The organism is Stenotrophomonas sp. 24(2023) (assembly GCF_030913365.1).
GTDB lineage: Bacteria > Pseudomonadota > Gammaproteobacteria > Xanthomonadales > Xanthomonadaceae > Stenotrophomonas.
Window position 1 is genome coordinate 3,435,730 of record NZ_CP133160.1, and the last position, 24,772, is coordinate 3,460,501.

At 67.2% G+C, this 24,772-nt stretch carries 22 protein-coding genes and 3 tRNA genes; 18 read left to right on the forward strand and 7 right to left on the reverse strand.

All coding sequences use genetic code 11. The features are described from left to right. The first annotated feature begins 215 nt into the window (after positions 1 to 215). The 9 genes from Q9R17_RS15580 (at position 216) to Q9R17_RS15620 (ending at position 12,340) form a co-directional block, all read left to right on the forward strand. Complete coding sequence (locus Q9R17_RS15580; protein WP_308155504.1) at positions 216 to 3,485, forward strand: carboxypeptidase regulatory-like domain-containing protein; 3,270 nt, start codon at positions 216 to 218, stop codon at positions 3,483 to 3,485. A 254-nt stretch (positions 3,486 to 3,739) separates the two neighbouring features. Continuing rightward, the gene (gene ppnN / locus Q9R17_RS15585) at positions 3,740 to 5,128 is read left to right on the forward strand and encodes a nucleotide 5'-monophosphate nucleosidase PpnN (protein WP_308155505.1); all 1,389 of its coding nucleotides are present in this window, start codon (positions 3,740 to 3,742) and stop codon (positions 5,126 to 5,128) included. Positions 5,129 to 5,288: 160 nt separating this feature from the next. Continuing rightward, the gene (locus Q9R17_RS15590; RefSeq protein ID WP_308155506.1) at positions 5,289 to 5,804 is read left to right on the forward strand and encodes a Tfp pilus assembly protein FimT/FimU; all 516 of its coding nucleotides are present in this window, start codon (positions 5,289 to 5,291) and stop codon (positions 5,802 to 5,804) included. Continuing rightward, a complete protein-coding gene (pilV, locus tag Q9R17_RS15595; RefSeq protein ID WP_308155507.1) occupies positions 5,801 to 6,298 on the forward strand; it encodes a type IV pilus modification protein PilV in 498 nt (165 codons plus the stop codon). The genes Q9R17_RS15590 and pilV overlap by 4 nt, the downstream gene beginning before the upstream one ends. Positions 6,299 to 6,305: 7 nt before the next feature. Next, positions 6,306 to 7,463, forward strand: a complete 1,158-nt coding sequence (locus Q9R17_RS15600) for a PilW family protein (RefSeq protein WP_308155508.1) — start codon at positions 6,306 to 6,308, stop codon at positions 7,461 to 7,463. Between the two features lie 5 nt (positions 7,464 to 7,468). Continuing rightward, complete coding sequence (locus Q9R17_RS15605) at positions 7,469 to 7,981, forward strand: PilX N-terminal domain-containing pilus assembly protein (protein ID WP_308155509.1); 513 nt, start codon at positions 7,469 to 7,471, stop codon at positions 7,979 to 7,981. Positions 7,982 to 7,995: 14 nt separating this feature from the next. After that, the gene (locus Q9R17_RS15610; protein ID WP_308155510.1) at positions 7,996 to 11,760 is read left to right on the forward strand and encodes a PilC/PilY family type IV pilus protein; all 3,765 of its coding nucleotides are present in this window, start codon (positions 7,996 to 7,998) and stop codon (positions 11,758 to 11,760) included. A gap of 23 nt (positions 11,761 to 11,783) precedes the next feature. Then, positions 11,784 to 12,194 (forward strand): type IV pilin protein, encoded by a 411-nt coding sequence (locus Q9R17_RS15615; protein ID WP_308155511.1) that lies wholly within the window; start codon positions 11,784 to 11,786, stop codon positions 12,192 to 12,194. A 69-nt stretch (positions 12,195 to 12,263) separates the two neighbouring features. Further along, positions 12,264 to 12,340 (forward strand) — tRNA-Asn (locus Q9R17_RS15620). 68 nt (positions 12,341 to 12,408) lie between these two features. Here the strand turns inward: Q9R17_RS15620 and Q9R17_RS15625 are convergent. Further along, positions 12,409 to 12,966: a GspH/FimT family protein gene (locus Q9R17_RS15625; RefSeq protein ID WP_308155512.1), complete on the reverse strand. Its 558-nt coding sequence runs from the start codon at positions 12,964 to 12,966 to the stop codon at positions 12,409 to 12,411. Positions 12,967 to 13,095: 129 nt separating this feature from the next. Here Q9R17_RS15625 and uvrB point away from each other — a divergent pair, with 129 nt between their 5' ends. The 3 genes from uvrB (at position 13,096) to Q9R17_RS15640 (ending at position 15,456) form a co-directional block, all read left to right on the forward strand. Next, positions 13,096 to 15,120: an excinuclease ABC subunit UvrB gene (gene uvrB, locus Q9R17_RS15630; protein ID WP_308155513.1), complete on the forward strand. Its 2,025-nt coding sequence runs from the start codon at positions 13,096 to 13,098 to the stop codon at positions 15,118 to 15,120. Between the two features lie 103 nt (positions 15,121 to 15,223). Further along, a tRNA-Val gene (locus tag Q9R17_RS15635) sits at positions 15,224 to 15,298 on the forward strand. An 83-nt stretch (positions 15,299 to 15,381) separates the two neighbouring features. Then, positions 15,382 to 15,456: transfer RNA gene (locus Q9R17_RS15640), tRNA-Val, on the forward strand. Positions 15,457 to 15,563: 107 nt separating this feature from the next. Here Q9R17_RS15640 and Q9R17_RS15645 read toward each other — a convergent pair. The 4 genes from Q9R17_RS15645 to Q9R17_RS15660 form a co-directional block, all read right to left on the reverse strand. After that, positions 15,564 to 15,755, reverse strand: coding sequence for a hypothetical protein (locus tag Q9R17_RS15645; protein ID WP_308155514.1), 192 nt, complete (start codon positions 15,753 to 15,755; stop codon positions 15,564 to 15,566). Between the two features lie 67 nt (positions 15,756 to 15,822). Next, positions 15,823 to 16,308, reverse strand: a complete 486-nt coding sequence (locus Q9R17_RS15650; RefSeq protein ID WP_308155515.1) for a nuclear transport factor 2 family protein — start codon at positions 16,306 to 16,308, stop codon at positions 15,823 to 15,825. A gap of 286 nt (positions 16,309 to 16,594) precedes the next feature. Beyond that, positions 16,595 to 16,789 carry a hypothetical protein gene (locus Q9R17_RS15655; RefSeq protein ID WP_308155516.1) on the reverse strand — a complete coding sequence of 65 codons (195 nt, stop codon included), beginning with the start codon at positions 16,787 to 16,789 and terminating at the stop codon, positions 16,595 to 16,597. Positions 16,790 to 17,075: 286 nt separating this feature from the next. Then, positions 17,076 to 17,645: a TlpA disulfide reductase family protein gene (locus Q9R17_RS15660; RefSeq protein ID WP_308155517.1), complete on the reverse strand. Its 570-nt coding sequence runs from the start codon at positions 17,643 to 17,645 to the stop codon at positions 17,076 to 17,078. A gap of 189 nt (positions 17,646 to 17,834) precedes the next feature. Here Q9R17_RS15660 and Q9R17_RS15665 point away from each other — a divergent pair, with 189 nt between their 5' ends. Further along, entirely contained in the window at positions 17,835 to 17,975 is a 141-nt protein-coding gene (locus Q9R17_RS15665; protein ID WP_308155518.1) for a hypothetical protein, read from the forward strand. Continuing rightward, positions 17,942 to 18,388, forward strand: a complete 447-nt coding sequence (locus Q9R17_RS15670; RefSeq protein ID WP_308155519.1) for a GNAT family N-acetyltransferase — start codon at positions 17,942 to 17,944, stop codon at positions 18,386 to 18,388. The genes Q9R17_RS15665 and Q9R17_RS15670 overlap by 34 nt, the downstream gene beginning before the upstream one ends. 9 nt (positions 18,389 to 18,397) lie before the next feature. On the opposite strand, the gene Q9R17_RS15675 is transcribed toward Q9R17_RS15670, so the two are convergent. Beyond that, positions 18,398 to 18,685, reverse strand: a complete 288-nt coding sequence (locus Q9R17_RS15675; RefSeq protein ID WP_308155520.1) for a hypothetical protein — start codon at positions 18,683 to 18,685, stop codon at positions 18,398 to 18,400. 28 nt (positions 18,686 to 18,713) lie between these two features. After that, complete coding sequence (locus Q9R17_RS15680; RefSeq protein WP_308155521.1) at positions 18,714 to 19,493, reverse strand: MipA/OmpV family protein; 780 nt, start codon at positions 19,491 to 19,493, stop codon at positions 18,714 to 18,716. A gap of 120 nt (positions 19,494 to 19,613) precedes the next feature. Here Q9R17_RS15680 and Q9R17_RS15685 point away from each other — a divergent pair, with 120 nt between their 5' ends. The 4 genes from Q9R17_RS15685 (at position 19,614) to Q9R17_RS15700 (ending at position 24,770) form a co-directional block, all read left to right on the forward strand. Beyond that, on the forward strand, positions 19,614 to 20,285 hold the full coding sequence (locus tag Q9R17_RS15685) for a response regulator transcription factor (protein ID WP_308155522.1): 672 nt from the start codon (positions 19,614 to 19,616) through the stop codon (positions 20,283 to 20,285). 1 nt (position 20,286) lies between these two features. Next, on the forward strand, positions 20,287 to 21,630 hold the full coding sequence (locus Q9R17_RS15690; RefSeq protein ID WP_308155523.1) for a HAMP domain-containing sensor histidine kinase: 1,344 nt from the start codon (positions 20,287 to 20,289) through the stop codon (positions 21,628 to 21,630). 68 nt (positions 21,631 to 21,698) lie between these two features. Beyond that, positions 21,699 to 24,107 carry a DNA internalization-related competence protein ComEC/Rec2 gene (locus Q9R17_RS15695; RefSeq protein WP_308155524.1) on the forward strand — a complete coding sequence of 803 codons (2,409 nt, stop codon included), beginning with the start codon at positions 21,699 to 21,701 and terminating at the stop codon, positions 24,105 to 24,107. A gap of 3 nt (positions 24,108 to 24,110) precedes the next feature. Then, the gene (locus Q9R17_RS15700) at positions 24,111 to 24,770 is read left to right on the forward strand and encodes a MotA/TolQ/ExbB proton channel family protein (RefSeq protein WP_308155525.1); all 660 of its coding nucleotides are present in this window, start codon (positions 24,111 to 24,113) and stop codon (positions 24,768 to 24,770) included. Positions 24,771 to 24,772 lie beyond the last annotated feature (2 nt).

A 24,772-nucleotide genomic window follows, 5' to 3' on the forward strand; every position in this document is an offset into this window, starting at 1 on the left:
ATGTGAAGAATCCGTCACGATCGCGTTGCGATGGGGTGCCGTTTGTCGCGTAACCGTCACAATCATCGCGTAGCGTGTTAATCTAGTGTTAACCGTTATGGCTACCTTCAGCCACGCGGTCGGGAACCCAGATCTTCAGTCCAGACAGCTGCCCGCAAGGCTGCTTGGGCGCGTTTTTTTTCCGCCATCGCCAACATGTATCGAGGCTACCCTAGATGACCCACCCACTCCGGATGTCCAAGCTCACCCTTGGTCTCGTGGCTGCGCTCGCCGCCGCTCCCGCCTTCGCCCAGAGCACCTCCGCCGGTGTCGGCGGCCAGGTCGTGTCCGCAGCAGGCGCGCCTGTCGCCGGTGCTGAAGTCACCATCACCCACGTCGAATCGGGCACCGTTTCCCGTGCCGTCACCGACGCCTCGGGCCGCTACAACGCCCGCGGCCTGCGCGTGGGTGGCCCGTACACCATCACCATCACCAAGCCGGGTGAAGGCACCAAGACCGAGGAAGGCGTCTTCCTGAACCTGAACCAGGTCAACACGGTCAATGCCAACCTGACCGGTGATGTGGCCGCCACCAACCTGGGCGCGGTCCAGGTCGTCGCCGCCGCCGTGGGCAGCGAAGTGTTCAGCGCCTACAAGATGGGCACCGGCACCAACGTCAACCGCGAGTCGATCGAAGCGCTGCCGTCGGCCAACCGCAACATCCAGGATTACATCCGCCTCGATCCGCGCATCTCGCAGGTCAGCAAGGCCGACGGTGCGATCTCGGTGGGTGGCCAGAACACCCGTTACAACGCCATCCGCATCGACGGCATCGGCGCCGGCGATCCGTTCGGCCTGGAATCCAACAACCTGCCGACCGAGCGTCAGCCGGTGTCGATGGATGCGATCCAGGAAATCAACATCGACGTCGCCAACTACGACACCACCATCTCCGGTGGTACCGGTGCGGTGATCAACGCGGTGACCAAGTCGGGTACCAACAAGTTCGGTGGCACCGTGTACTACGCCTACCGCGACAAGGACATGGTGCGTGACAAGCTGGACGGCGTGAAGTTCAACGGCTTCGACGACGAAAAGACCTACGGCATGACCTTCGGCGGCCCGATCGTCAAGGACAAGCTGTTCTTCTTCGCCAACTACGAAAAGATGGAGCGTTCGGCGCCGGGCGTCAGCCTGTCCGATTCGCCGTACGGCAAGGGTACCGTCACCGACGCCGACATCGCCCGTGCGCAGCAGATCGCCAAGGGTTACGGCTTCGACGCCGGCTCGCTCGATGCCCCGGCCAACAAGACCGAGGTTGAAGAGTACGCGCTGAAGATCGACTGGAACATCAGCGAGCACCACCGCGCTGCGGTGCGCTACAACAAGATGGAACAGAACGTCGTCCGCTTCCCGCAGATCAGCAACAGCGCTGTGTCGCTGAACACGTTCTGGTACCAGCAGCCGAAGAACTACAAGTCCTGGATGGGTGAACTGTTCAGCGACTGGTCCGAGAACTTCTCGACCGAGTTCAAGCTGTCGCACAAGGAATACACGGCGATCCGTACCCCGTACTCGTCGCTGCCGCAGATCCAGGTCCGTGGCTTCGGCGCCAGCGGCAATGACTCGCTGTACTTCGGTACCGAGCAGAACTCGCACGTGAACGCTGTCGAGAGCAAGGAACTGAGCGCCTTCGGTGCCGCCACCTGGTACGTTGGCGACCACACCATCAAGTTCGGTTTCGACTATTCCGACAACGATCTGATGAACTACTACGGCCGCAACGTCAACGGCACGTACGTGTTCAACAACCTCAATGACTTTGCCAGCGGCACCATCAACCAGTACATCGTCCGCGCCCCGCGCGCCGGTGGCAGCTACGATGACATCCCGGCCAAGTACAACCTGAAGAACACCGGCCTGTTCATCCAGGACAGCTGGGCGGTCAACAGCAACCTGACCGTGATGGGTGGCGTGCGCATCGACATCCCGGACTTCGGTGACCAGCGCCTGTACAACCCGCGCATCATGGAACTGTACGGCTACGACAACACCAACACGGTGGATTCGAAGCTGGTGCAGCCGCGTGTCGGCTTCAACTACACCTTCGACAGCGACCGCCCGACCCAGCTGCGTGGTGGCGTGGGCCTGTTCGGCGGCGCCGCCCCGAACGTGTGGCTGGCCGGTACCTACCAGAACACCGGTCTGAACTACACCGAGTACACCCTGAACAGCCCGTCGGGCAAGTTCTTCACCCCGAACATCGACCCGCCGTACATCCCGACCTCGGGTGCGGGCCGCCAGAACGTCGACATCGCCGCGCCGAACCTGAAGCTGCCGTCGGTGTGGAAGACCAACCTGGCCTTCGATCACGAGCTGCCGTGGTATGGCATCGTCGCGTCGGCCGAGTTCCTGTACACCAAGGTCAACAACGCCATCTACTTCGAGCGTCTGGACCTGTACAACGGCAACGGCCAGTCCTACACCCGTATCGGCCAGGACGGTCGCCAGCTGTTCTGGAACGCCGCCGGTTACATCCCGTGCGTCGGCACGGCTGCAAGCCCGACCAACTGCTCGGTCCGCGAAGGCGCTACTGCGCCGGGCACCACCCAGCGCGTGGGTGGCAAGAACTACCGTCCGGGTGACATCGGCGACGTGCTGCTGATGCGCAACACCGACAAGGGCAGCAGCCGCCAGTTCACCGTCGGCCTGAACAAGGCGCTGGAAAACAACTGGGGCTGGTCGCTGGCCTACACCTACACCGCCGCCAAGGAAGTCAGCCCGCTGACCAGCTCGCAGAACACCTCGAACTGGGGCAGCACGCTGATCGGCAACGCCAACGAAAACGTCGCCTATGATTCGCGCTATGCGATCAAGGACCGCGTGACCGGTTCGATCAACTGGAAGAAGGCGTTCTTCGGCAACTACAACACCAGCATCGGCCTGTTCTACGAAGGTCGTTCGGGTCGTCCGTTCAGCTACATCTATTACAACGACCTCAACGGCGATGCCGCCTCGACCAGTGGCGCCGGCTTCTTCAACGACCTGTTCTACGTGCCGAACGGCCCGGGTGACGTCAAGTTCACCGGTGGCGCCGCGATGGAGAAGGCCTTCTTCGACTGGCTGGCCAAGAACCCGCAGCTGGCCAAGTACCAGGGCCAGATCGCCCCGGCCAATGCGTTCCGCACGAAGTGGATCAACAGCTTCGACGTGCGCATCAGCCAGGAACTGCCGGGCCTGTTCGAAGGCCACAAGACCGAGCTGGCGCTGGACATCATGAATGTCGGCAACCTGCTCAACAAGAAGTGGGGCCGCATCGAAGACTACGGCTTCAACTCGACCGCACGCGTGGCCAGCTACGCGGGTATCGACCCGGCAACCGGCAAGTACATCTACAACTTCACCGGCAGCACCGATACCCCGACCGTCCAGGAAAACAACAACGACAAGGGCAACACCGGCGTGTCGCGCTGGTCGATGCAGCTGACCCTGAAGTACAAGTTCTGATTCCTTTGAACTTGATGCAGTAACAAAGGAAACGGCCGGGGCGACCCGGCCGTTTCCCGTTGTGCCGAAATCCCTTGCAGCCCCGCCGGCAGGGGCGTAGCATCGCTATACGTGCGCGGCCACCAGGCCGCCTGGCGGTCCCGGAAAGGTGAACGCAGGCAGCACGCATCCAACGGTCGGGTTTCCCGGCCGTTTTGCTTTTTAAGGGGGCGGCGCTACAGTCGGAAACCTTGAAGGAAGCGAAAAAAGTGGATATGACGACGAACGAAAAGGCAGCGCGGGCGCTGCCGGTGCAGGATGCGCGGATCTACCCGCGCGGTGGCCTGGATGTGCTGTCGCGGGCCGAAGTGGCCCGCCTGCGCGATGCATCCGGTGGTGGCATGCACGAACTGCTGCGCCGCTGTGCGCTGGCCGTGCTGACCAGTGGCAGTGCCTCGGACGATCCGCGCGCCGCGCGTGATCTCTACCCCGATTTCGACATCCAGGTGGCGCAGCAGGACCGCGGCGTGCGCATCGACCTGGTCAACGCCCCGGCGATGGCCTTCGTCGACGGCGAGATCATCCGCGGCGTGGCCGAACTGCTGTTCGCCGTGGTCCGCGACCTGGCCTACATGGCCATCGAGATGGGCCCGGCGTATGCGGCCGAGCTGGAATCGTCCGAAGGCATCACCAATGCCGTGTTCGGGCTGCTGCGCAACGCGCGCATCCTCAACCCGGGGGACCCGAACCTGGTGGTGTGCTGGGGCGGGCATTCGATCTCCCGCGACGAATACCTGTACACCAAGCAGGTGGGCTATGAGCTGGGCCTGCGTGGCCTGGACATCTGCACCGGCTGCGGTCCGGGCGCGATGAAGGGCCCGATGAAGGGCGCCACCATCGCCCACGCCAAGCAGCGCCGCACCGTCACGCGCTACATCGGCCTGACCGAACCGGGCATCATCGCGGCCGAGTCGCCCAACCCGATCGTCAACCACCTGGTGATCACCCCGGACATCGAGAAGCGCCTGGAATCGTTCGTCCGCATCGGCCACGGCATCATCGTGTTCGCGGGCGGCGTGGGCACGGCCGAGGAAATCCTCTACCTGCTGGGCATCCTGCTGCGCGAGGAGAACCAGCACCTGCCGTTCCCGCTGATCCTGACCGGCCCGACCGTGGCCGCGCCGTACTTCGAGCAGATCGACCGCTTCATCCGCCTGACCCTGGGCGAGGCGGCCGCCGAGCGTTACGAGATCATCATCGGCGACCCGGTGGCGGTGGCCAGGAAGATGGCCAGCGGCATCAAGCAGGTGCGCGAACACCGCCTGGCGCAGAAGGATTCGTTCTTCTTCAACTGGTCCATCGACATCCCGCTGGATTTCCAGCAGCCGTTCGTGCCCACCCACGAGGCGATGGCCGCACTGGACCTGCACCATGGCCGCCCGCCGCACGCGCTGGCGGCGGACCTGCGGCGCGCGTTCTCCGGCATCGTGGCCGGCAACGTGAAGGAAGACGGCATGCGCCGGATCGAGCAGTTCGGGCCGTTCCAGATCCATGGTGATGCGGACATGATGCAGGCCCTGGACGGCCTGCTGCGTGCCTTCGTGGAACAGCGCCGGATGAAGATTTCCGGTGAATACCAGCCCTGCTACCAGGTACTGGCCTGACCACGGCCGGCGCGGCAGGGGGCCGCGCCGGGCCGGCCCGGTGGCGGGGGTCGTCAAGCCATTGACGCCCGTCGCCCTGATCTGACCGTTCATCCCGCCGCCGCTTGCCGGCGGTGGGCCGGTGCGCCATCGTGGGGCCCACAACGCTGGGGAGCGTCCAATGTCATTGCGCCGTCCATACGGCTTCACGCTGGTCGAGTTGATGGTCACGCTGGTGGTGCTGGGCATCCTGGCGGCGGTGGCGTTTCCCAGCTTCCGCGGCATGATCCGCGCCAACCGCGTGACGACCTCCAGCAACGAGATCATCGCGCTGGTCAACCTGGCGCGCAGCGAGGCCATCCGCAACAACCGCGGGGGCGGGATCTGCGCCAGCAAGGACGGGCAGGGCTGCAACGGCAGCTGGTCCGATGGCCTGCTGGCCTGGGCCGATACCAACGGCGATGGTGCGTTCGGCAGCGATGAAACCGTGCTGCGCGTGACGCAGGGCAACCCGCTGATGGCGGTCGATGGCCCGGCCGGCGCGTCGATCACCTTCGACGGGCGCGGGCGCAGGCGGGCGGCATCGGACCAGGTGCTGATCCTCACCCCCAGCAGCTGCAAGGCCGGCGAACCCCGGCGGACGCTCACCATCAACCTTTCCGGCCAGGTCCGGGTGAAACGGGATGAATGCTCATGAAGCGGCGTACTCAGGCCCGCCTCCGTCGGGGGCAGGGGGGCTTCAGCCTGATCGAGGTGATGGTCGCCGTGCTGGTGCTGGCCTTCGGGCTGCTCGGCTTCGCCCTGCTGCAGACGATGAGCGTGCGTTTCGTGCAGAGCGCCAACTACCGCACGCAGGCCACCAACCTGGCCAATGACCTGGTGGAACTGATGCGGGCGCAGCGTGGCGCGACGCTGGCCGGCGGGGACTACACCAAGGCCTCGTTCAAGGCCGGGTCGGTGGCGGTCAGCGGCGCCTGCGCCTGGCCCACCGGCACCAAGATCGGCGCCGACCAGAACCTTGCGCGCTGGCAGTGCCAGGTGGTGAAGGCACTGGGCGACAAGGCGGCGGCGGATATCCAGTTCAACAAGAGCACCGGCGTGGTCAGCGTGTCGATCAGCTGGGGCGACCAGCGCTGGGACGCCAAGAACCCCGACAGCCTGACCACCTTCGGCCTGACGACCACCCTGTGAACCTGCCATGACGCCTTCTCAACGCATCCGCGGCCTGTCATTGATCGAACTGATGGTCGCCATGGTCATCGGCCTGGTGCTCATGCTGGGCGTCGTGCAGATCTTCATCGGCTCGCGGGCCGCCTCGCAGCTGTCCGAAGGTGCCGCCCGCACGCAGGAAAACGCGCGCTTCGCGCTGGATTTCCTGCAGCACGACCTGCGCATGGCCGGCCATTTCGGTTGTGTCAACGACCAGGCCCATGTGGTGAAGAACACCAACGACATCGGCTACCACCTGGGTATCGCGGCCGGCAGCGGCGATCCTCTGGATTTCTCGATTCCCGTGCAGGGTTACGAAGCCGAGGGCACCGCGCCGAAATCGACGCTGACCCTGGGGGGCGCCTGGAAATCGGTGCTGGCGGCGCCGGGCAGCATCACCGGCCTGAAGCCGGCACCGCTGGCGGGCAGTGACATCCTGGTGCTGCGCCTGCTCAGCCCGGAGGGCGCCGTGGTCACCGGCACCAGCGTCGCCGGTACCAAGACCACCCTCACCGTGGCCGCCGAGGGCATGGCACGGCTCAAGGCGGGCGTGGGCGGTACCCCCGGTGTGTTCGCGCTGGCCGACTGCACCCGTGCCGATGTGTTTCCAGCGACGGTTGCCGGCAACGCGGTCACCGTGGACAAGGTGGACCTGAGCAACTATTCGATCAACAACGCGATGACCATGCTCTACCGTGCCGATGGCCTGGTGTATTACGTGTCGCGCAACAGCAGCAACGAGCCGGCGCTGTACCGTGCCCGCGCCAACGGGGCCGGGGGCTACGGCGATGGCGAGGAGCTGGTGGAGGGCATCGAGAGCCTGCAGCTGCTGTACGGCCTGGATGCGACCACCAACATCAGCCTGACCACGCCGCCCAGCGGCAACATCGTCGAGCAGCGCACGGCCAATGATGTCAGCACCGCCAACGATGCCACGGCGGTGGGCCAGTGGCGTCGTGTCGGCATGGTGCAGGTGGGGCTGCTTGCCCGCAGTCCGCAGCCGGCCAACGCCCAGTCCCCCGACAAGGCGCAGAACTACCTCGGGGTGCTGGGCGTGACCGTGGCGCCGGGAGCGCAGGACGACAAGCGTCACCGCGGTACCTATGAAGTCTCCGTTGCATTGCGCAACCGCCTGTTCGGGAACTGACGACCATGAAGCTCCGTCCCGCCTCCTTCCGCACCGGCCCGCGCGCGCAGCGCGGCGCGGTCCTGTACCTGGCCCTGATGCTGCTCATCCTGCTGGCCCTGCTGGGCGTGGTCGGCATGCAGGTGGCGGGCATGCAGGAACGCATGTCCTCCAACTACCGGGCCGGCAGCATGGCGTTCCAGAATGCGGAAGGCGCCGCGCGCAGCGCCGAGAACGCCGTGGAGAAGATCGCCAACCGGCAGGCGCCGGGGGACAGCCCTGTCGTGGTGGCCTCTGAGATCGACCAGCGCTGCGATGACGGTTTCGACCCTTCGGCCTGGGTGCAGCAGACCACGCTCGGGGCCAAGCCGGCGATCAAGGTGCGGCAGATCCAGGGGTGCATCCAGGGCGAGGGGGCCCTGGATATGGGCAAGCCGCTGGAGGCTGCCACGCCGGTGTACCAGATCACCAGCTATGCGGCCGACAGCAATGGCGAGGCAACCTCGCGCTCGGCCATCGACACCATCTTCAAGCTGTGAGGCCGGGGAGCCCCATGAACACGCGCAACCGCACTCTCCTGGCAGGTACCGGCCTGCTCCTGCTGGCCGGCGCCGGCTACCTCGTGCATACCCTGTCCGCCGCGCAGGCCCAGGGCGTGCTGGCGCAGGAACCGATGAACGTGCAGACGCGTGCCACGCCGGCCTTCATCATGGCCGTGGACGATTCGAACTCGATGACCTTCGAGCGCATGTTCCCCGGTGGCGACGGGCGCATGCGCTGGAACAGCGGCAACAGCAGCTTCTTCAGTTCCGCCGGCGTGTTCTACAGCGTGGGTGATGGCTGCGCGAACAATTCCAGCGACTGCTTCCTGTACCTGTTCCCGCATTCGGGCTTCAACACCAGCTATTCGCCGGGCCAGGCCATTCCGCCGCTGGACATCTACGGTTTCGCGCGCTCGCACGTCTACAACGCCAGCTACTTCAATCCGGCGGTGACCTACGCACCGTGGACCAATGCCGATGGCACCAGCTGGGCAAATGCCGTCACCACGCAGACCCGTGCCGACCCGCGTTCCGGCCAGGCCGGCTACACGACGGTCTACGACCTGACCGCCGACCGTTCGGAAACGTCCGAGTCGTTCCAGTTCACCAGCGGCATGTACATCCCGAACCTGGATGGCACCGGCAATGCGTACTACCGCAACAACGGGTGGCGTACCGATGCCCTGAACAACCCGGGCAACAACCGCTATCCCATCCGCTACTTCCCGGCCACGTTCTACCTGCCTTCGGCGGCGGCGGCACCGGCCGGCTACCTGACGGCCAATACGAACCGCCCGGTGGTCAGCGGGGCCTGTGGTCCGAACTGCGACATGCGGCGCTACCAGATCAAGCGAGCCAACTACAGCAGCGATGCCGCCTACAACGCGGCCATCCAGAACTTCGCCAACTGGTTCCAGTACCACCGCAACCGCATCCTGGCCATGGTCGGCTCGTCCACCAGCGCCCTGGCCGGCGTGGACACGATGCGCGTGGGCTACTTCACCATCAACAGCCTGCAGAACGTGACCATGTACGACATGGTCACCAACCGTGCCGATCTCTACAACCAGATCTACACGCTGGCGCCGCGTGGTGGCACGCCCAACCGCCGCGCCGTGGAATTCCTGTCCGACCAGTTCAGGCGGACGGATACCGGCGCGCCGGTACAGCTGGCCTGCCAGCGCAACGGTGGCATGCTGTTCACCGACGGCTACACCAACTCGGGCAACAAGCCCACGGCATCGTTCAACAACGCCGACAACGCCGGTACCACCCATTTCCCGCGGCTGCCGTTCGCTGACGGCTACAGCAACACCATCGCCGACATCGCCGCCGCATCCTATGCCGGCATCCGTACGCCGCTGCGCACGGGGACCGGTTTCCCGGCAGGGCAGGTGCCGGTGGATGAAAAGTGCAAGACGCTGGACAAGAGCAGCCCGGACTGGAAGCGCCTGGACTGCCAGACCGACCTGCACATGAATTTCTACGGTGTCACGCTGGGCGCGCAGGGCCGCATCTATGGCGTCAACGCCGCGGCGACGGCTGACCCGTACACCAACGCTCCCAACTGGGATTCCAACCCCGATCCGACCTCGGTCGATGACGGCACGGTGGTGGACGAACTGTGGCATGCCGCGATCAACAGCCGTGGCGAGTTCATCAACGCACAGACGCCGGCGGAAGTGACCGAGGCGATGCGCCGCGTGCTGTCCTCGATCACCGGCGGTGCATCGCCGTCCGGCACGGTGGGCATGACCGGTGCGCGCATCGGCGCCGGTTCGCTGGCGGTCACGCCCAGCTATGACATCACCAACAGCGCCACGGACTGGTCGAGCAAGCTGGTCGCTTCCAGCGTGAAGGTCAATGCCGATCAGGTGGCCGAATTCACCCAGGCCTGGGAAGCCTCGACCCTGCTGACCTCCAGCAACCGGCGCATCGTGGCCAACAAGGGCGGCACGCCGGTGGATTTCACCAGTGCCCGGATCAGCCTGCAGGACCTGTGCAGCAAGCCGACCGGCAAGTACGCCGAGATGCTGGTCTGTTCGACCGACAAGCTGACCTCGATCAAGGCCGACATCGACACCGCGATCCGTTACCTCAGCGCGGACGCGGCGATGGAAGTGCGGCGCGGCGGCAAGTACCGTGATCGCACCACCACGCTGGGCGATATCGTCAACTCGGCCCCGGTGGTGAGTTCCCCGCTGGATGATTATGGCTACCGGCAGCTGGGGGGCGACTATGCCGTCAGCTACGCCAAGTACCTGGAGGCCAAGGCCAAGGACCGGCGCTACATGGTCTATGTCGGCGCCAACGACGGCATGCTGCATGCGTTCGACGGCGGCATGGGCGCCGATGGCAGGCAGGACGCCAACGGCGGCCGCGAGAGCTTCGCCTACATTCCAGGCACCGCGCTGGGCCACATGGCCAACCTGCTGTTCCCGTACAAGGCCAACACCAACGACCAGACCTTCCGCCACCGCTACTACGTCGATGGCCCGGTGACCGTGTCGGACACGCTCAATGGCGATACCTGGCAGACCAGCCTGGTGGGCACGGCCGGCGCGGGCGGCCGGTCGGTGTTCGCGCTGAACGTCAGTGCGCCCGGCAGCTTCGGTACCGGCCAGGTGCTGTGGGAGATCAACGATATCAACACGTCGCTGTCGCAGGCGGTGCGTGACAACATCGGCTTCGTCCTCGGCAAGCCGGTGGTCGTGCCCGTCAAGGAAGGCAAGGGCGTGGCCTGGAAGGCGATTTTCGGCAACGGCTACAACAGCACCAGCGGCAAGGCGGTGCTGTTCGTGGTGGACATGGCATCGGGCGCGGTGCGGATGATTTCCGCCGCCGAGACCACCTCCGGCACCGGCATTTCCGGCAGCAATGGCCTGGGCAACGTGGTGGTCGTCGACCGCTGGCGTGGCGACCAGCAGGACGTGCGTGGCCGTGACGGCCTGGCCGATACCGTGTACGCAGCCGACCAGCGGGGCGCGGTGTGGAAGTTCGACCTGACCAGCAGCACCGACGCCGAACTGGCCGCGCCGCTGTTCACCACGCAGACCCACCAGGAGACCGACCGCCGTGTGTTCCGCCAGCCGATCACCGGGGGCATGACCGCCGCCACCGGGCCGGGCGGCGGCGTGATGCTGTACTTCGGTACGGGCAGCTTCTCGTTCATGAACGACAAGCAGGATTCGACCCAGCAGGCGCTGTATGCGGTCAATGACCTGTCGGGCAAGAGCGTGACCTCGACGCTGACCCCCGACAACCTTGTGCCCTATACCAGCAGCGCGCCTGCGGCCGGTGCCACCGAGCGCGCCATCACGCTGGGCACTGCACCGGCCAACGCGCGGGGCTGGGTCATCCGCCTGCCCACCGCCAACGGCGAGCGTTTCGTGGGCAATCCGTTGCTGGTGAGCGGCATCCTCTTCATGCCGACCTATGTTCCCAACCTGCAGACCGAAGGCTGCTCGACCAGTGGCTCGAACTGGCTGTTCGGCCTGTCCTCGCTGACTGGAGCGCCGGCACTGGACCAGGTGCGTTACGGGTCGGCCAAGGGCACTTCACCGGCCAAGGGGACAGCAGGCGTGGCCCTGAACACGCAAGGCACCGCACCGGTGCGTGACCTGTCGCTGTCGGTGCTGCCACGCCTGGGCAGCGGTTCCGACGGCAGTGGCCCGCCGGGGGGCAGTGGCTGCTGGATGAGCGTGGGTGCCTCCGGCAGCACGCCGATGTACCTGCCTTACCCGTGTGGCCGTCAATCGTGGCGACAACTGCAATGATCCTGCCGACTGGACGTTCCGACATGCCTACCTTTTCCCCGCGCCGTCGCGCCGCTGGCTTCAACCTGATCGAGCTGATGCTGGTACTCGCCGTCATCGGCGTGCTGGCAGCCATCGCGCTGCCCAGCTACCAGTCCCACGTACGGAAGGTCCGCCGTGCGGTGGTGCAGGCCGACATGGCCGAGTACGCGCAGCGGGCCGAGCGTTTCCACTCCAGCAACAACAGCTATTCCGGGTACACGCTGCCGACCAGCGTGTCGCCCCGTGAAGGCGGGACCAGCTTCTACGCGCTGTCCCTGGAAAAGGTGTCGGCCTCGGCGTTCACGCTGGTGGCCCAGCCACAGAACGGGCAGGAAAAGGATGCCTGCGGCAAGCTGACCCTGGACCAGGCCAATCGCAAGACCGCCGAAGACACCGTATCCAGTTGCTGGTGATGCCGCGCGGCGGGGTGCCTCACGCAGGTGTTGCTCTCCGTGGGCAAGGTGATTACAATGCGCCTCCCCGCCCGAATAGCTCAGCCGGTTAGAGCACTTGACTGTTAATCAGGGGGTCGTTGGTTCGAGTCCAACTTCGGGCGCCAGATACTGCAAAAGCCGCGAGAAATCGCGGCTTTTGCTTTTTCCATGCCCGCATTTCCGCAGCACCTGGTCAGCACGTCATGTCACCGTGGTGGCGTTCGCTGCGGGTACGCCCACCGTTGTTCACCACCAGCCGCCCGTGCAGGCGGGGGCCGACGCAGATTGTCAGCGTGAGGTTGGCTCCGGGGCTGCGGCCATCGGGCTGGAAGAACACCTGTGGCCTGCCGCTGCTGGCCCGGGCATGGACGGCGATGTGGCGGTCACCGCGGTGGTACGCCAGCACCGCATCGGCCGACGCCGGGGGAGCCCGGTGGTCGCCGCTGGCAAACACCATCCAGCCCTGGCTCCAGTCCGATGAACAGGTGGCCCCGTCGTCGCTGGCGCATAGGCCGATCAGCTGGCGTCGTGCCAGGGCCTGCATGCGTGCGCTGGACAGGCTGGCATGCAGGTTCAGCTGCAAGGCGCTGGCGCGCTGCCGCAGCAGCAGCGATTGCCATGCCGGCCAGGCCAAGGCGGCCAGCAGGGACAGCACCGCCACCACCACCAGCAGTTCCGGCAGATGGAAGCCGGCGGGGCGGTGCCGCCGACAGCGGAGGGAGGCATGGCGGGAGGGATGAGGGAGGGGCATGGCGGCAGCGTGCGCCGGCATGCACGGGCCGCCTATCGGCGCAGGACTGGCTGAAGGGTAGGCCCATCCATGAACCGGTCGTCACCGGACCGGCCGCTATACTGGCGGTTCCCGGGACCTGGCAACACCATGAGCGACAGTTTTCAACTCGTCTCGCCGTACGCACCGGCAGGCGACCAGCCCAACGCCATCGCGAAGCTGACCAGCAACTTCGAGTCCGGCATCGCCAAGCAGACCCTGCTCGGCGTGACCGGCTCGGGCAAGACCTACACCATCGCCAACGTCATCCAGCAGGTGCAGAAGCCGACGCTCATCATGGCGCCGAACAAGACGCTGGCCGCGCAGCTGTACGGGGAATTCAAGGCCTTCTTCCCGCACAACGCGGTGGAGTATTTCGTCAGCTATTACGACTACTACCAGCCCGAGGCCTACGTGCCATCGTCGGACACCTTCATCGAGAAGGACAGTTCGATCAACGAGCACATCGAGCAGATGCGCCTGGCGGCGACCAAGACGCTGCTGTCGCGCCCGGATGCGATCGTGGTGGCCACCGTATCAGCCATCTACGGCCTGGGTGCGCCGGAGGACTACCTGTCGTTGCGGCTGATCCTGTCCAAGGGCGAGCGCATCGACCAGCGCGACCTGATCAATCATCTGACCCAGCTGCAGTACACGCGCAACGAATACGAGCTGCAGCGCGGCACCTTCCGCGTGCGGGGCGAGGTCATCGATGTGTTCCCCGCTGAGTCGGACAGCGAAGCGCTGCGCATCGAACTGTTCGACGGCGAGGTCGAGAAGATCACGATGTTCGACCCGCTTACCGGCGAGACGCTGCGCAACCTGATGCGCTTCACCGTGTACCCCAAGACCCACTATGCGACCACGCGTGAACGCGTGCTGGCAGCGGTGGAGACCATCAAGGTGGAGCTGAAGGAGCGCCTTGAGCAGCTGTATGCCCAGAACAAACTGGTGGAAGCGCAGCGCCTGGCCCAGCGCACCCAGTACGACATCGAGATGATGGCCGAAGTGGGGTTCTGCAACGGCATCGAGAACTACTCGCGGCACCTGACCGGCAAGGGGCCGGGCGAACCGCCGCCGACCCTGTTCGACTACCTGCCGGCCGATGCGCTGCTGGTCATCGACGAATCCCATGTGACCATTCCGCAGATCGGCGCCATGTTCAAGGGCGACCGCTCGCGCAAGGAAACCCTGGTCGAGTTCGGTTTCCGCCTGCCGTCGGCGCTGGACAACCGTCCGTTGCGCTTCGAGGAATGGGAAGCGCGCTCGCCGCGCAGCATCTACGTGTCGGCCACGCCCGGCCCGTATGAAATGCGCGAGTCCGGCGATGAAGTGACCGAACTGGTGGTGCGCCCGACCGGCCTGATCGACCCGGTGGTGGAGATCAGGCCGGTGGGGACCCAGGTCGATGACCTGATGAGCGAGGCCAACGCGCGCATCAAGGCCGGTGACCGCGTGCTGGTCACCACGCTGACCAAGCGCATGGCCGAGAACCTGACCGAATACCTGACCGAACACGGTATCCGCGTGCGCTACCTGCACTCGGACGTGGACACGGTCGAGCGCGTGGAGATCATCCGCGACCTGCGCCTGGGCAAGTTCGACGTGCTGGTGGGCATCAACCTGCTGCGTGAAGGCCTGGACATGCCGGAAGTCTCGCTGGTGGCGATCCTGGATGCCGACAAGGAGGGGTTCCTGCGCTCCACCGGCTCGCTGATCCAGACCATCGGCCGCGCCGCCCGCAACGTGCGTGGCAAGGCCATCCTGTATGCCGACAAGATCACCCGGTCGATGCAGGCCGCCATCGACGAGACCGACCGCCGCCGTGCCAAGCAGGTCGAGTACAACGAGGAACACGGCATCGTGCCGCGTTCGGTGGCGCGCCCGATCACCGATGTGCTGGAGGGCGCGCGTTCGGATGCCGCCGAGAAGGAAAGCCGCAAGGGCAGGGGCAAGGGCCGCCAGGGCGTGGCCGAGGAGACGCCCGATTACCGCGCGCTCAGCCCCGCACAACTGGCCGCCCGCCTCAAGGCGCTGGAACAGCAGATGTACCAGCACGCCAAGGATCTGGAGTTCGAGGATGCCGCGCGCGTGCGCGACCAGATCCGCCAGTTGAAGGAGGCCAGCCTCGGCTGAACGGGCGGTTGCGGCCTTTCTTCACAAAAGTGTTGCGCTGGCAGGCCGGCATCCGTAATATACGCGGCCTGCACCGACGCAATCGCGGAAATGCAGGAAAATCGGGCGGTTAGCTCAGCGGTAGAGCACTACCTTGACATGGTAGGGGTCACAGGTTCGAACCCTGTACCGCCCACCACGAAGTCCCTCGCAGGGGATTGTCGTGATGAAGAACAAACCCGGCCCGCAAGCCGGGTTTTTCAGTCAGTGAAACAGATTTCCGGGCGGTTAGCTCAGCGGTAGAGCACTACCTTGACATGGTAGGGGTCACAGGTTCGAACCCTGTACCGCCCACCACGCAGTACCTGGCCCTGCCAGAGGACACGTGGAATACGGAAAGCCGGCCCTGGGCCGGCTTTTTCGTTTCCGGCCATTGCCGCGGCCGGGCCTGATGCGCGGGCGGGTCAGCGACGGTTCGATGCGTTGCAGGCGTCGCGCAGCTGTTTCATCGCATGGGGGTCCATCGGTGCGGTCATCATGCTCCGGTAGGTCGCGCACTCCGGCGTTTCACCGGCAGGAACCTGTTCGCCGCGGGAGGCGCAGCCGCTGGCAGCGGCCAGCAGAAGGCCCAGGGGCAGGGCATGGCGGAGCAGCATCGCAGGCGTCCTCGGGCTGGAAACCCACCCAGGATAGCGCGTGGCGCGTGCACGCCATGTTGCAGCTTCAGCCGGCGGGCTGGTGGTCGTAGCTGATGACCCGCTCGACCTGCCATTGCCCGTTCACGCGGCGCCACAGATGCACGAAGCGCGCCTCGCCGGTCAGCCGTGCATGGCCGTCGGCCTGTACCTCGTAGAAACGATGGCGCCCGAACTGCAGCGCACGGTCCTGCTGCAGGGGAAACACCTCCATGCTGCCGGCCAGCAGCCGACGCTGCAGCACCGGCCCGCCGCTCGCGGCCTGGGCTGCGCAGCGCTGGGCGATCGATGCCTGGAAATCAGAACGGTTGCTGGCCACCTTGCCGCCCTTGTCATGGAAGAATTCCAGATCATCGGTGGTCCGCGCAGCGGCCTTGGCCGCATCGCAGGTATCGAAGGCTGCAGCGAACAGCTGCCGGTCGGCCTGCAGGATCTGCGCGTGCAGGGAGTCCGGCGTGGCGATGTCAGGCGCGAACAGGCGCGAGACGAACAGCAGCAGGGCGAGCAGAGGCATGGCACGGTGCTCCGGAAACGGGAGCCCAGCGTGGCAGCGGACCGCCGGCGGTGACAGCGGCATGCGACGAACACGGGAAATGGCTGCGCCAAGCCCGCCCGCCGCTGGATGAATGCCGGGGCACTGCGCCGGATTGGACACTGTTGCGATGAAAGGCCGGGCCGCAGGTTGCTGCGGCCCGGCACCACGGGCCAGTGCGGGCTGGCCCGCAGGAGCGGGGTGACACCTGCCGGGAAGGCCGGGAAGCGAAGGGCCCGGTCAGGTCACCAGGACAGCGGGAAACCGATCAGAGCGGGTCGCAGCACAGGCGCGGGCCCGACCAATGGCCGGAGCCACCGTAGGGGCAGCCGGGGGTGAATTCGCACCCCGGTGCATAGCTGGACGGTGCAGGGGCGGCAAATGCCTGGCTGATGCCGAAGCACAGGGCGGCGGCGGCAACCAGGCCTGCGACGGAGGAAAACACCTTCTTCTTTCCAGTCATGTATTGCTCTCCATTGAAGTGGTCGTGCGGTGGTACGCCAATACGGCCGGCACGGATGTGCCGGCAGGATCACATCGCGTCGCAGCAGCGCAGGAGCTCACCCGGACGGATGCCATAGGGGCATTGCGGGTGTTCCTGGCACATGGGGGGCAACGGGTGCTTCTTGGGCGAGGTCGCAAACGCCTGGCTTGCGCCGAATGACAAGGCGGCGACCACAACAACGCTTGCAAGGGACGGCAACAGACGCTTCCTTCCGATCATCGGTATCTCCTTTTCAGCCTGTGCACTACTGCGTGGTGCTTCCCGGATTCAATGTCGCCAGTACGGCCTGCACGGTCTGTGCATCCAGCTGCCCGGCGTGCTTGTACGCCACGCTGCCATCGGCGGCCAGGACCATCAGCATGGGGGTTACGCGGATGCCGTACTGCCGTGCCACGTCGCCCTTGCCATCGATGGCCACCGGAAACCGCAGCGCGTGCGTGTCCGCATAGGCGGGCAGTTCCTGGTAAGGCGGCAGGCCGACGCCGACCAGTTCGCTGTGGCCGCGCGCGCTGGCGATCTGCTGCAGCTGCGGCATCGAGGCCAGGCAGTAACGGCAGGCGGTGGAAAAGAAATACAGCACCTGTGCAGTGGCGCGGGGGCCACCGATATCCACGCGCGACTGGCGGGTGGAGTGCAACACCTGCGGCAGCGGAACGCTGCCCAGTGCCGGGCCATGGGCGGCGCTGCGCGCCTGTTGCATCTGATCGGCCAGGCTGGCGTTGATCTGCCGGAGCTGCCGGTTCTGCCAGGCCAGCACCACCACCAGCAAGGACAGCAGGAGCAGCACGAGGGGAAGCACGGCACGCTTGAGCATCGATCATCCTTGAACGTCGCGTGGGGCCACCATAGCGTGCAGGGACGACGCCGGTGTTAAGCCCGTGTTGGTACTGCCATGGCGATGCATCCGGCTGGCCCGGGAAGGGGACGGCGCCTACAATGGCGCGCTGCGCCGGTACGCGGCCGGCATCTTTTCCCACACGTCCCCGCCTGCAGGAGCACAGCCATGAGCGAACACACCCCCGACAAGAAGCCCAACGCCCTGGTCGAACTGCTGTTCGGCGGCAACATGCTGCAGGGCACGTTCAAGGCGGTGGTGTGGGTGGCTGTGCTGTGCGCGGTGCTGACGGCCGCCACCTACCTGTGATCGGCGAGGGCACGCTGGCCGAGGTGCTCGGCGTGCTCGCGCAGGTTCCCGAGCTGGCGCATGGCCGGCCAGCAGCGCATTACCGGCAACGGCTGGATGGGCGGCGCGCGCTGCTGCTGGTAGCGCGCCAGGCCGATCGTCCCGTCGGCTTCAAGGCCGGCTACGCGCTGCAGGCCGGTATCTTCTACAGCTGGATCGGTGGTGTCGTGCCGTCGGCGCGTGGCCAGGGCATCGCGCAGGCACTGATGGAAGCGCAGCAGCAGTGGGCACTGGCACAGGGGTTCAGCACCATCGAGGTCAAGTCCAGTGCGCAGTTCCCGGCCATGCTGGCGCTGCTGGCGCGCAATGGCTACCGGCTGCTGGGCGAGGAGGCGGGCAAGCTGCGGTTCGGCAAGGCATTGCATGCCGGTTGAACGCCGTGCTCAGCCGGCGGTGAATGCCTGGCGCAGGCTGCGCAGCGAATCGCGGCGTTGTTCGGCGGCCCGCGCTTCGCCCATTTCCAGTTCCTGCAGGCGCAGGCCCACCAGCGTCATCGACAGGGCATAGCCCAGCGCGGCATCGGCCACGCGCGGCAGGCGGGCCGCGCGGCGCGCCAGGTCGCTGACATGGGCCAGGTCCGGCATCAACCCCAGGTACACGCGTTCGGCACTGGCCAGGTCCGGTGCCTGCAGGATGGCGCGCGCGTCTTCGGTGGGGAAAGCAGTGGCCATGGACGATCCTCGACTGGCCGGTGCCCGCTCAGAATGCGCGCACCAGGGAAACAAAGGCCGACGTCTGCGAACCGCCGCGGCTCATCGGGCTGTCCTTCACCGCATCGCCGAACCACTGGTTGGCCACCACGCCGGTCGCGCGCCAGCGCGTGCCCAACGGCGTGCTGACCACGATCTGCAGGCTGGGCGAGGTGGTGCTGCCCGGGGAGTACTGCGGCAGGCCCGAACGCAGTGCTTCCTCGCTGGAAATGCCGTAGTAGTAATCCAGCAGCCGTGCGCTGGAGTGCACCACGCCGATGCGTGGCATCCAGGTGAAGCGGCCGGCCTGGATCGGGTAGCTGTAGCTCAGGCTTGATTCGGTGCCGCCGCCATGGCCGGTGACCTCGCGTTGCACGCCGGCTTCGACGATGCCCCAGTCGGCCTGGTAGCTGGCTTTCAGGCCGGCCATGCCGGACAGCTGGCGGCTGTGCAGCCGGCGCAGCTGCGGATCGTTCACATCGTCGGTCTTGAAACGCAGCGTGTAGGGCGTCAACGCCGCCGACAGGCGCAGGCCGTTGCCCTGGTACAGGTACATGCCCAGCGAACCGGGGCTGGCGAAAAAGCGCTTGCCCTCGTAGGAGACGGCCGGCACCACCAGCAGCTTGTCGTCATAGTGCGCGTAGGCGCCGGAGGTGGTGCCCGCGCTCAGGCCCAGCTGCAGGCCGGGGCGTGCAGCTGCATCGCCATCGGCGGCAAGAACAGGCAGCGGGCTGGCCAGGACGGCGGCGCACAACAGGGGGCGCCGCAGGGCGCTGGGCAGGGACGGCATGTTCCGGTAGTGCTCGTTGCTGCGGGGGAGCGTACAGCTTGGCCGGGCAACATTGTCGGAACATTGCGCCGGGCACAGCGGCTATGATCGGCGGCGTTTCCCGCTGTCCGAGCCGTGTCCATGCGCATTCTCCTGGTCGAAGACGATCCTGATCTGGCCCGCGCCCTGCAGTCCGGGCTGGAACGCCAGGGCGTGGTCGCCGATGTGGTCGGCAGCCTGGCCGAGGCCGCCGTGGCACTGCGCGAGCCGGTGCACCAGCTGATGCTGCTGGACCGGCAGCTGCCCGATGGGGATGGCGCCGGTTTCGTGGCCACCGCGCGCCAGCTGCGGCCGAACCTGGCGGTGATCATGCTCACCGCCAAGGGCACGCTGTCGGACAAGGTCGAGGGGCTGGATGTCGGTGCCGATGACTATCTGGTCAAGCCGGTCGCGGTGGAGGAATTGATGGCGCGGATCCGCGCGGTGTCGCGGCGGCCATCGGAAATGGTCACGCCACTGCTGCGCCTGGGAAGGCTCGAGTTCGATTTCCAGTCGTTGCAGGCACAGGTGGACGGGCAGGTGCTGCCGTTGCCGCGGCGGCAGGTGCTGGTGCTGCAGGCCCTGGCGCTGCGCCAGGGGCGCACGGTGACCCGCAGCGCCCTGGAGGCCGCGGTGTATGGCTATGACGATGACATCCAGTCCAACGCACTGGATGCGCATATTTCCAAGTTGCGCAAGGCACTGCAGCAGGCCGGCGCCGGCGTGGAGATCCATGTGATCCGGGGTGTCGGCTACCTGCTGGGGGAGGCCTGAGATGCGCCGCGCCAACCGTTCGCTCACGCTGGGACTGGCCTGGCGCCTGTTCCTGGCACAGGCGTTTACCGTGCTGTTCGCGGTGCTGGCGCTGATCATCAACTGGGGCGACAAGGATTCGCTGAACATGGACATGTTCATCGCCGAGGACATGGCGGCGCTGGTGCATGCGCGTGGCAACGGGCTGGTCCTGGACGAGGCCCGCTGGGCGAAGCTGGATGCACGCGCCAGCGGCAACCTGTGGCTGGTTGCGGTCGATGACCGGGGCCAGTGGTTGCAGCGTGGCGATGTCCCGGCGGTGCATGCGCCGCTGCTGGCACGCCTGCCGCTGCTGGGGGGCAGCGAGCTGGGCTCGCTGACGCCGCCCTACCTGGATGTGGCGCGGGTGGTGGTGCGCAGCGACAGCGGGCGGCGCATCACCGTGATGGCCGGCGGCGCGCCGCGGGGCGGCCTGGTCGATGGCGCGCTGATGGTGCTGCGGCTGATCGGCCTGTGGTTCTTCCTGCCGTTGATCGGCGTGACGCTGCTGGTCATGCCGACCGTGATCCACCGGGCGATGCGGGGCGTGCGCCGGCTGGCACAGCAGGCCAAGGAACTGGACATCGCCCAGCCCGGCGCGCAGCTGGAGACCCGCCTGGTATCCAGCGAAGTGGCGCCGCTGGTGGATGCCTTCAACGATGCCATCGTCAAGGTCCGCCAGGGCTATGCGGCGCGCGACAAGTTCCTGGCCGATGCCGCGCATGAACTGCGCGTGCCGATCGCGGTGGTGCAGGCGCGCCTTGTCCAGCTGCCGCAGGGCGAACTGAAATCACAGCTGGCCACCGATGTGGCACGCCTGGCCAACGTGGCCGAACACCTGCTGGACCTGCAGCGGCTGGATCGTGGCGGCAGTGCGTTGCAGCGGGTCGATCTGGCGCTGGTGGCACGCGAAGCGGCGGCCGAGCTGGCGCCACTGGTGGTGGGGGCTGGCTATGGATTCGAAGTGGATGCGCCCGTGCAGCCGGTCTGGATACACGGCGATGGACTGGCGTTGGGCCGTGTGATCGCCAACCTGGTACACAACGCCATCGTGCACGGCGGCGGGCGCGGGATCATCCGCGTCACCCTGGACGGCCAGGGGGTACTGGAAGTGTCCGACCAGGGGGACGGCGTGCCGGTCGGTGACCGCGAAGCCATTTTCGAGCCCTTCCATCGCCTGCGTGCCGCCGGCAGTGGCAGTGGCCTGGGCCTGCACCTGGTGAAGGAGATCGTCCAGCACCACGGGGGATCGGTCAGCGTTGGCGAAGCGGCCGGCGGTGGGGCCAGCTTCCGCATCAGCTTCCACCGTCCGGGCGTACGCCGCTGATTCCGCCGACACGATGACGGGCGGGGGCCCGATGGTGCGTGACGGTGCCGCGGCCACAGGCTGTGGCGATGCGGTTCTGGTCCTTTCTGCCCCAGGTGAACATCGCTGGCCGCGCCTGCGCGGCGGCGCTGGTGGCCGGTGCGCTGCTCTGCGTGCAGCTTCCCTGGCTGCTGCCCTGGCCGGCGGGCGCAGGGCTGGTGCTGGCCGGCCTGCCGGGCATGTGCCTGCACTGGCGTGGCCGCTGGCTGGGCGCGGCCCTGTTCGGCCTGGGGTGGGCCACGGTGCATGCGCACATGGCGTTGCAGGCACAGCTGCCGGCGGGTGATCCACCGCGCAATGTGCAGGTGATCGGGCAGGTGATGGATCTGCCCCGGCACGGGCCGCAGCACAGCCGCTTCCTGCTGCGCGTGATCCGCTGCGATGCGCTGCCCGCATTGCAGGGGCGGCGGCTGCAGGTCAGCTGGCACGATCTGTCGCATGGGGCGAGGGGCGGCAGCGCTGGTGATCCATCGGCGGCACGGCGGACGGTGGATGCCGGCGCCCATTGGCAGCTGCCGCTGCGGGTGCGGCCACCCCGCGGGCGGATCAATCCCGGCGGCATCGACGGCGAGCGGCAGGCCGTGCTGGCCGGCCTTGCCGGCACGGCACAGGTACGCCAGGGCCTGGCCCGGCAACAGCAGCCCGCGCAGGGTCTGTCCGCCTGGCGGCAGCGCCTGGCCGCGCGCATCGGCGTGCAGGTGCCTGCCGGCCAGGCGCGTTTCGTACAGGCCCTGGCGCTGGGCGATACCCGCGGCCTGCAGGCGCAGGACTGGGACGCCCTGCGTGCGCTGGGCCTGACCCATCTGATCGCCATTTCCGGTTTCCATGTCGGGCTGGTGGCGGGGTTCGCCGCGTTGCTCGTCCAGCTGCCATGGCGGCTGTGGCCGGCATTGCCACGCCGATGGCCACGGCCGCAGGTCGCGGCCGTCGCGGCGGCGGTGGGGGGCGCCGGGTATGCGCTGCTGGCAGGGGCGGAACTGCCGACCCTGCGGACCGCCGCGATGATCGCCCTGGTGGCGCTGGCCCGCGCTGGGCGCCGGCCGCTGGCGGTGGGGCAGGCGTTGGCCCTGGCCGCCATCGGCATGGTACTGGCCGCCCCCCTGTCGGTGCTGGCGGCCGGCTTCTGGCTCAGCTTCGGCGGTGTGCTGTGGCTGCTGTGGTGCCTGTCCGGGCCCGGCGCCCGGGGCCTGCTGGCCACGCTGCGCAGCTTCCTGGCGGCACAGGGTGTGGCCAGCCTGGCCCTGTTGCCGCTCACGGTCGCCCTGTTCGGCCAGGCATCGCTGTGGGGGCCGCTGGTCAACCTGCCGGTGATCCCCTGGTGGAGCCTGGTGGTGGTGCCGCTGGCCCTGCTGGGGACGGGCCTGGAGGCGGTATGGCCGGGGTTGGGCCAGGGCGTGCTGCAGCTGGCTGCGACGGCCTTCGATGCCAGCTGGCGGGCGCTGCTGCCGCTGGCCCGGCACAGCGGCAGCGTGTGGTGGCTGCCGCAGGCCCCCGGCTGGGCCGTACCGCTGGCACTGGCCGGGGTGTTCTGGGCGTTGCTGCCGCGCGGAGCGGGTGGCGCGCTGGCCGCCCCGCTGCTGTGCCTGCCGCTGCTGTGGCCGCCCCGTGATCGCCCCGCGCCTGGCGCACTGGCGCTGCTGGTGGTCGATGCGGGGCAGGGGACAGCGGTGCTGGTGCGCACCGCACGCCATGCGCTGTGGTACGACCTGGGCCCACCGGGCGAGGACCCGGCCGGGCGCCTGCTGCGGCCGGTGGCGCAGGCGCTCGGGCAGGGGCCACCGCAGCGGCTGCTGCTCAGCCACGCCGATGCCGACCATGCAGGTGGACTGCCGAGTGCGCGGCAGCAATGGCCGCAGGCATCGGTCCTGGCGCCGCCGGGTGCGGGCGTGCCGGGGGCGGAGGCCTGTCAGCAGGGCCTGCGCTGGCGCTGGGATGGCGTCGACTTCCAGGTACTGCACCCACTGCCGGCCGGCCCCTATACCGGCAACGAAAGCAGCTGCGTGCTGCGCATCCAGACGGCCCACGGCAGCGTGCTGCTGGCCGGCGACATCGGTCATGCCAGCGAGCGCCGGCTGCTGCAGGCCATGCCCGATGCGCTGGCGGCGCGCGTGGTGCTGGTCCCCCATCACGGCAGTGCCGGTTCATCCAGCCCTGCATTCGTACAGGCGGTCGCACCGCAGCTGGCGCTGGTCTCGGCCGGGCATGGCAACCGTTTCGGGCACCCCCGCCTGCCGGTGGTGCAGCGCTGGCAGGCGGCCGGCGCGGAAGTGCTGTCCACCGCCGATGCGGGTGCGATTCACGTCTGGCTTGGCGTGCAAGGGCTGCAGGTGCGTGAGCAGCGCGTGTACAGCGCCCGTTGGTGGGATGCCGTGGGGCGGGCGCGGGCGGCTGCTATCCTATCGGCGAACGAACATGCGGCCACTGGGCCGGAGGGTTGAAACGTGTGGGAACTGGTCAAGGCCGGTGGCTGGCCGATGGTGCCGCTGCTGCTGTTGGGCGTACTGGCTTTGGCGATCGTCCTGGAGCGTTTCTGGTCACTGCGCCGCAACGAGGTGCTGCCGCCTGGCCTGGGCCAGGAAGTGCGCAACTGGGCCGCGCGCGGCAAGCTTGACCCGGCCCACCTGCAGAGCCTGCGCGCGAATTCGCCGCTGGGTGCCCTGCTGGCGGCGGCGCTGGAAGCACGCAACCGCCCGCGTGACCAGATCCGTGAACGCATCGAAGACACCGGCCGCCACCTCGTGCATCGCATGGAGCGCTTCCTCAACGCGCTGGGCACCATCGCCTCGGCGGGCCCGCTGCTGGGCCTGCTGGGTACGGTGGTCGGCATGATCCAGATGTTCCTGGGCATCCTCGACCATGGCGTGGGTGACGTGAACCAGCTGGCCGGCGGCATCGGCAAGGCGCTGGTGTGCACGGCCACGGGCATGATCGTGGCCATCCCCGCGCTGATGTTCCATCGCTATTTCAAGGGCCGCATCCAGGGCTACGTGATCGAGATGGAGCAGGAGGCCACGGCGCTGATGGATGCCCTGGACGGGCGCCCCGGCGTGATGAACCCGGTGGCCCGTACGGCCCCGGCCGCCGCTCCGGCCAAGGCCTGAGC

What these genes read in the sequence shown, in the direction of transcription:
- Q9R17_RS15580 (WP_308155504.1), top strand. Translation starts at nt 216, where the DNA reads ATGACCCACCCACTCCGGATGTCCAAGCTCACCCTTGGTCTCGTGGCT.
- ppnN (WP_308155505.1), top strand. Translation starts at nt 3,740, where the DNA reads ATGACGACGAACGAAAAGGCAGCGCGGGCGCTGCCGGTGCAGGATGCG.
- Q9R17_RS15590 (WP_308155506.1), top strand. Translation starts at nt 5,289, where the DNA reads ATGTCATTGCGCCGTCCATACGGCTTCACGCTGGTCGAGTTGATGGTC.
- pilV (WP_308155507.1), top strand. Translation starts at nt 5,801, where the DNA reads ATGAAGCGGCGTACTCAGGCCCGCCTCCGTCGGGGGCAGGGGGGCTTC.
- Q9R17_RS15600 (WP_308155508.1), top strand. Translation starts at nt 6,306, where the DNA reads ATGACGCCTTCTCAACGCATCCGCGGCCTGTCATTGATCGAACTGATG.
- Q9R17_RS15605 (WP_308155509.1), top strand. Translation starts at nt 7,469, where the DNA reads ATGAAGCTCCGTCCCGCCTCCTTCCGCACCGGCCCGCGCGCGCAGCGC.
- Q9R17_RS15610 (WP_308155510.1), top strand. Translation starts at nt 7,996, where the DNA reads ATGAACACGCGCAACCGCACTCTCCTGGCAGGTACCGGCCTGCTCCTG.
- Q9R17_RS15615 (WP_308155511.1), top strand. Translation starts at nt 11,784, where the DNA reads ATGCCTACCTTTTCCCCGCGCCGTCGCGCCGCTGGCTTCAACCTGATC.
- Q9R17_RS15625 (WP_308155512.1), bottom strand. Translation starts at nt 12,966, where the DNA reads ATGCCCCTCCCTCATCCCTCCCGCCATGCCTCCCTCCGCTGTCGGCGG.
- uvrB (WP_308155513.1), top strand. Translation starts at nt 13,096, where the DNA reads ATGAGCGACAGTTTTCAACTCGTCTCGCCGTACGCACCGGCAGGCGAC.
- Q9R17_RS15645 (WP_308155514.1), bottom strand. Translation starts at nt 15,755, where the DNA reads ATGCTGCTCCGCCATGCCCTGCCCCTGGGCCTTCTGCTGGCCGCTGCC.
- Q9R17_RS15650 (WP_308155515.1), bottom strand. Translation starts at nt 16,308, where the DNA reads ATGCCTCTGCTCGCCCTGCTGCTGTTCGTCTCGCGCCTGTTCGCGCCT.
- Q9R17_RS15655 (WP_308155516.1), bottom strand. Translation starts at nt 16,789, where the DNA reads ATGACTGGAAAGAAGAAGGTGTTTTCCTCCGTCGCAGGCCTGGTTGCC.
- Q9R17_RS15660 (WP_308155517.1), bottom strand. Translation starts at nt 17,645, where the DNA reads ATGCTCAAGCGTGCCGTGCTTCCCCTCGTGCTGCTCCTGCTGTCCTTG.
- Q9R17_RS15665 (WP_308155518.1), top strand. Translation starts at nt 17,835, where the DNA reads ATGAGCGAACACACCCCCGACAAGAAGCCCAACGCCCTGGTCGAACTG.
- Q9R17_RS15675 (WP_308155520.1), bottom strand. Translation starts at nt 18,685, where the DNA reads ATGGCCACTGCTTTCCCCACCGAAGACGCGCGCGCCATCCTGCAGGCA.
- Q9R17_RS15680 (WP_308155521.1), bottom strand. Translation starts at nt 19,493, where the DNA reads ATGCCGTCCCTGCCCAGCGCCCTGCGGCGCCCCCTGTTGTGCGCCGCC.
- Q9R17_RS15685 (WP_308155522.1), top strand. Translation starts at nt 19,614, where the DNA reads ATGCGCATTCTCCTGGTCGAAGACGATCCTGATCTGGCCCGCGCCCTG.
- Q9R17_RS15690 (WP_308155523.1), top strand. Translation starts at nt 20,287, where the DNA reads ATGCGCCGCGCCAACCGTTCGCTCACGCTGGGACTGGCCTGGCGCCTG.
- Q9R17_RS15695 (WP_308155524.1), top strand. Translation starts at nt 21,699, where the DNA reads ATGCGGTTCTGGTCCTTTCTGCCCCAGGTGAACATCGCTGGCCGCGCC.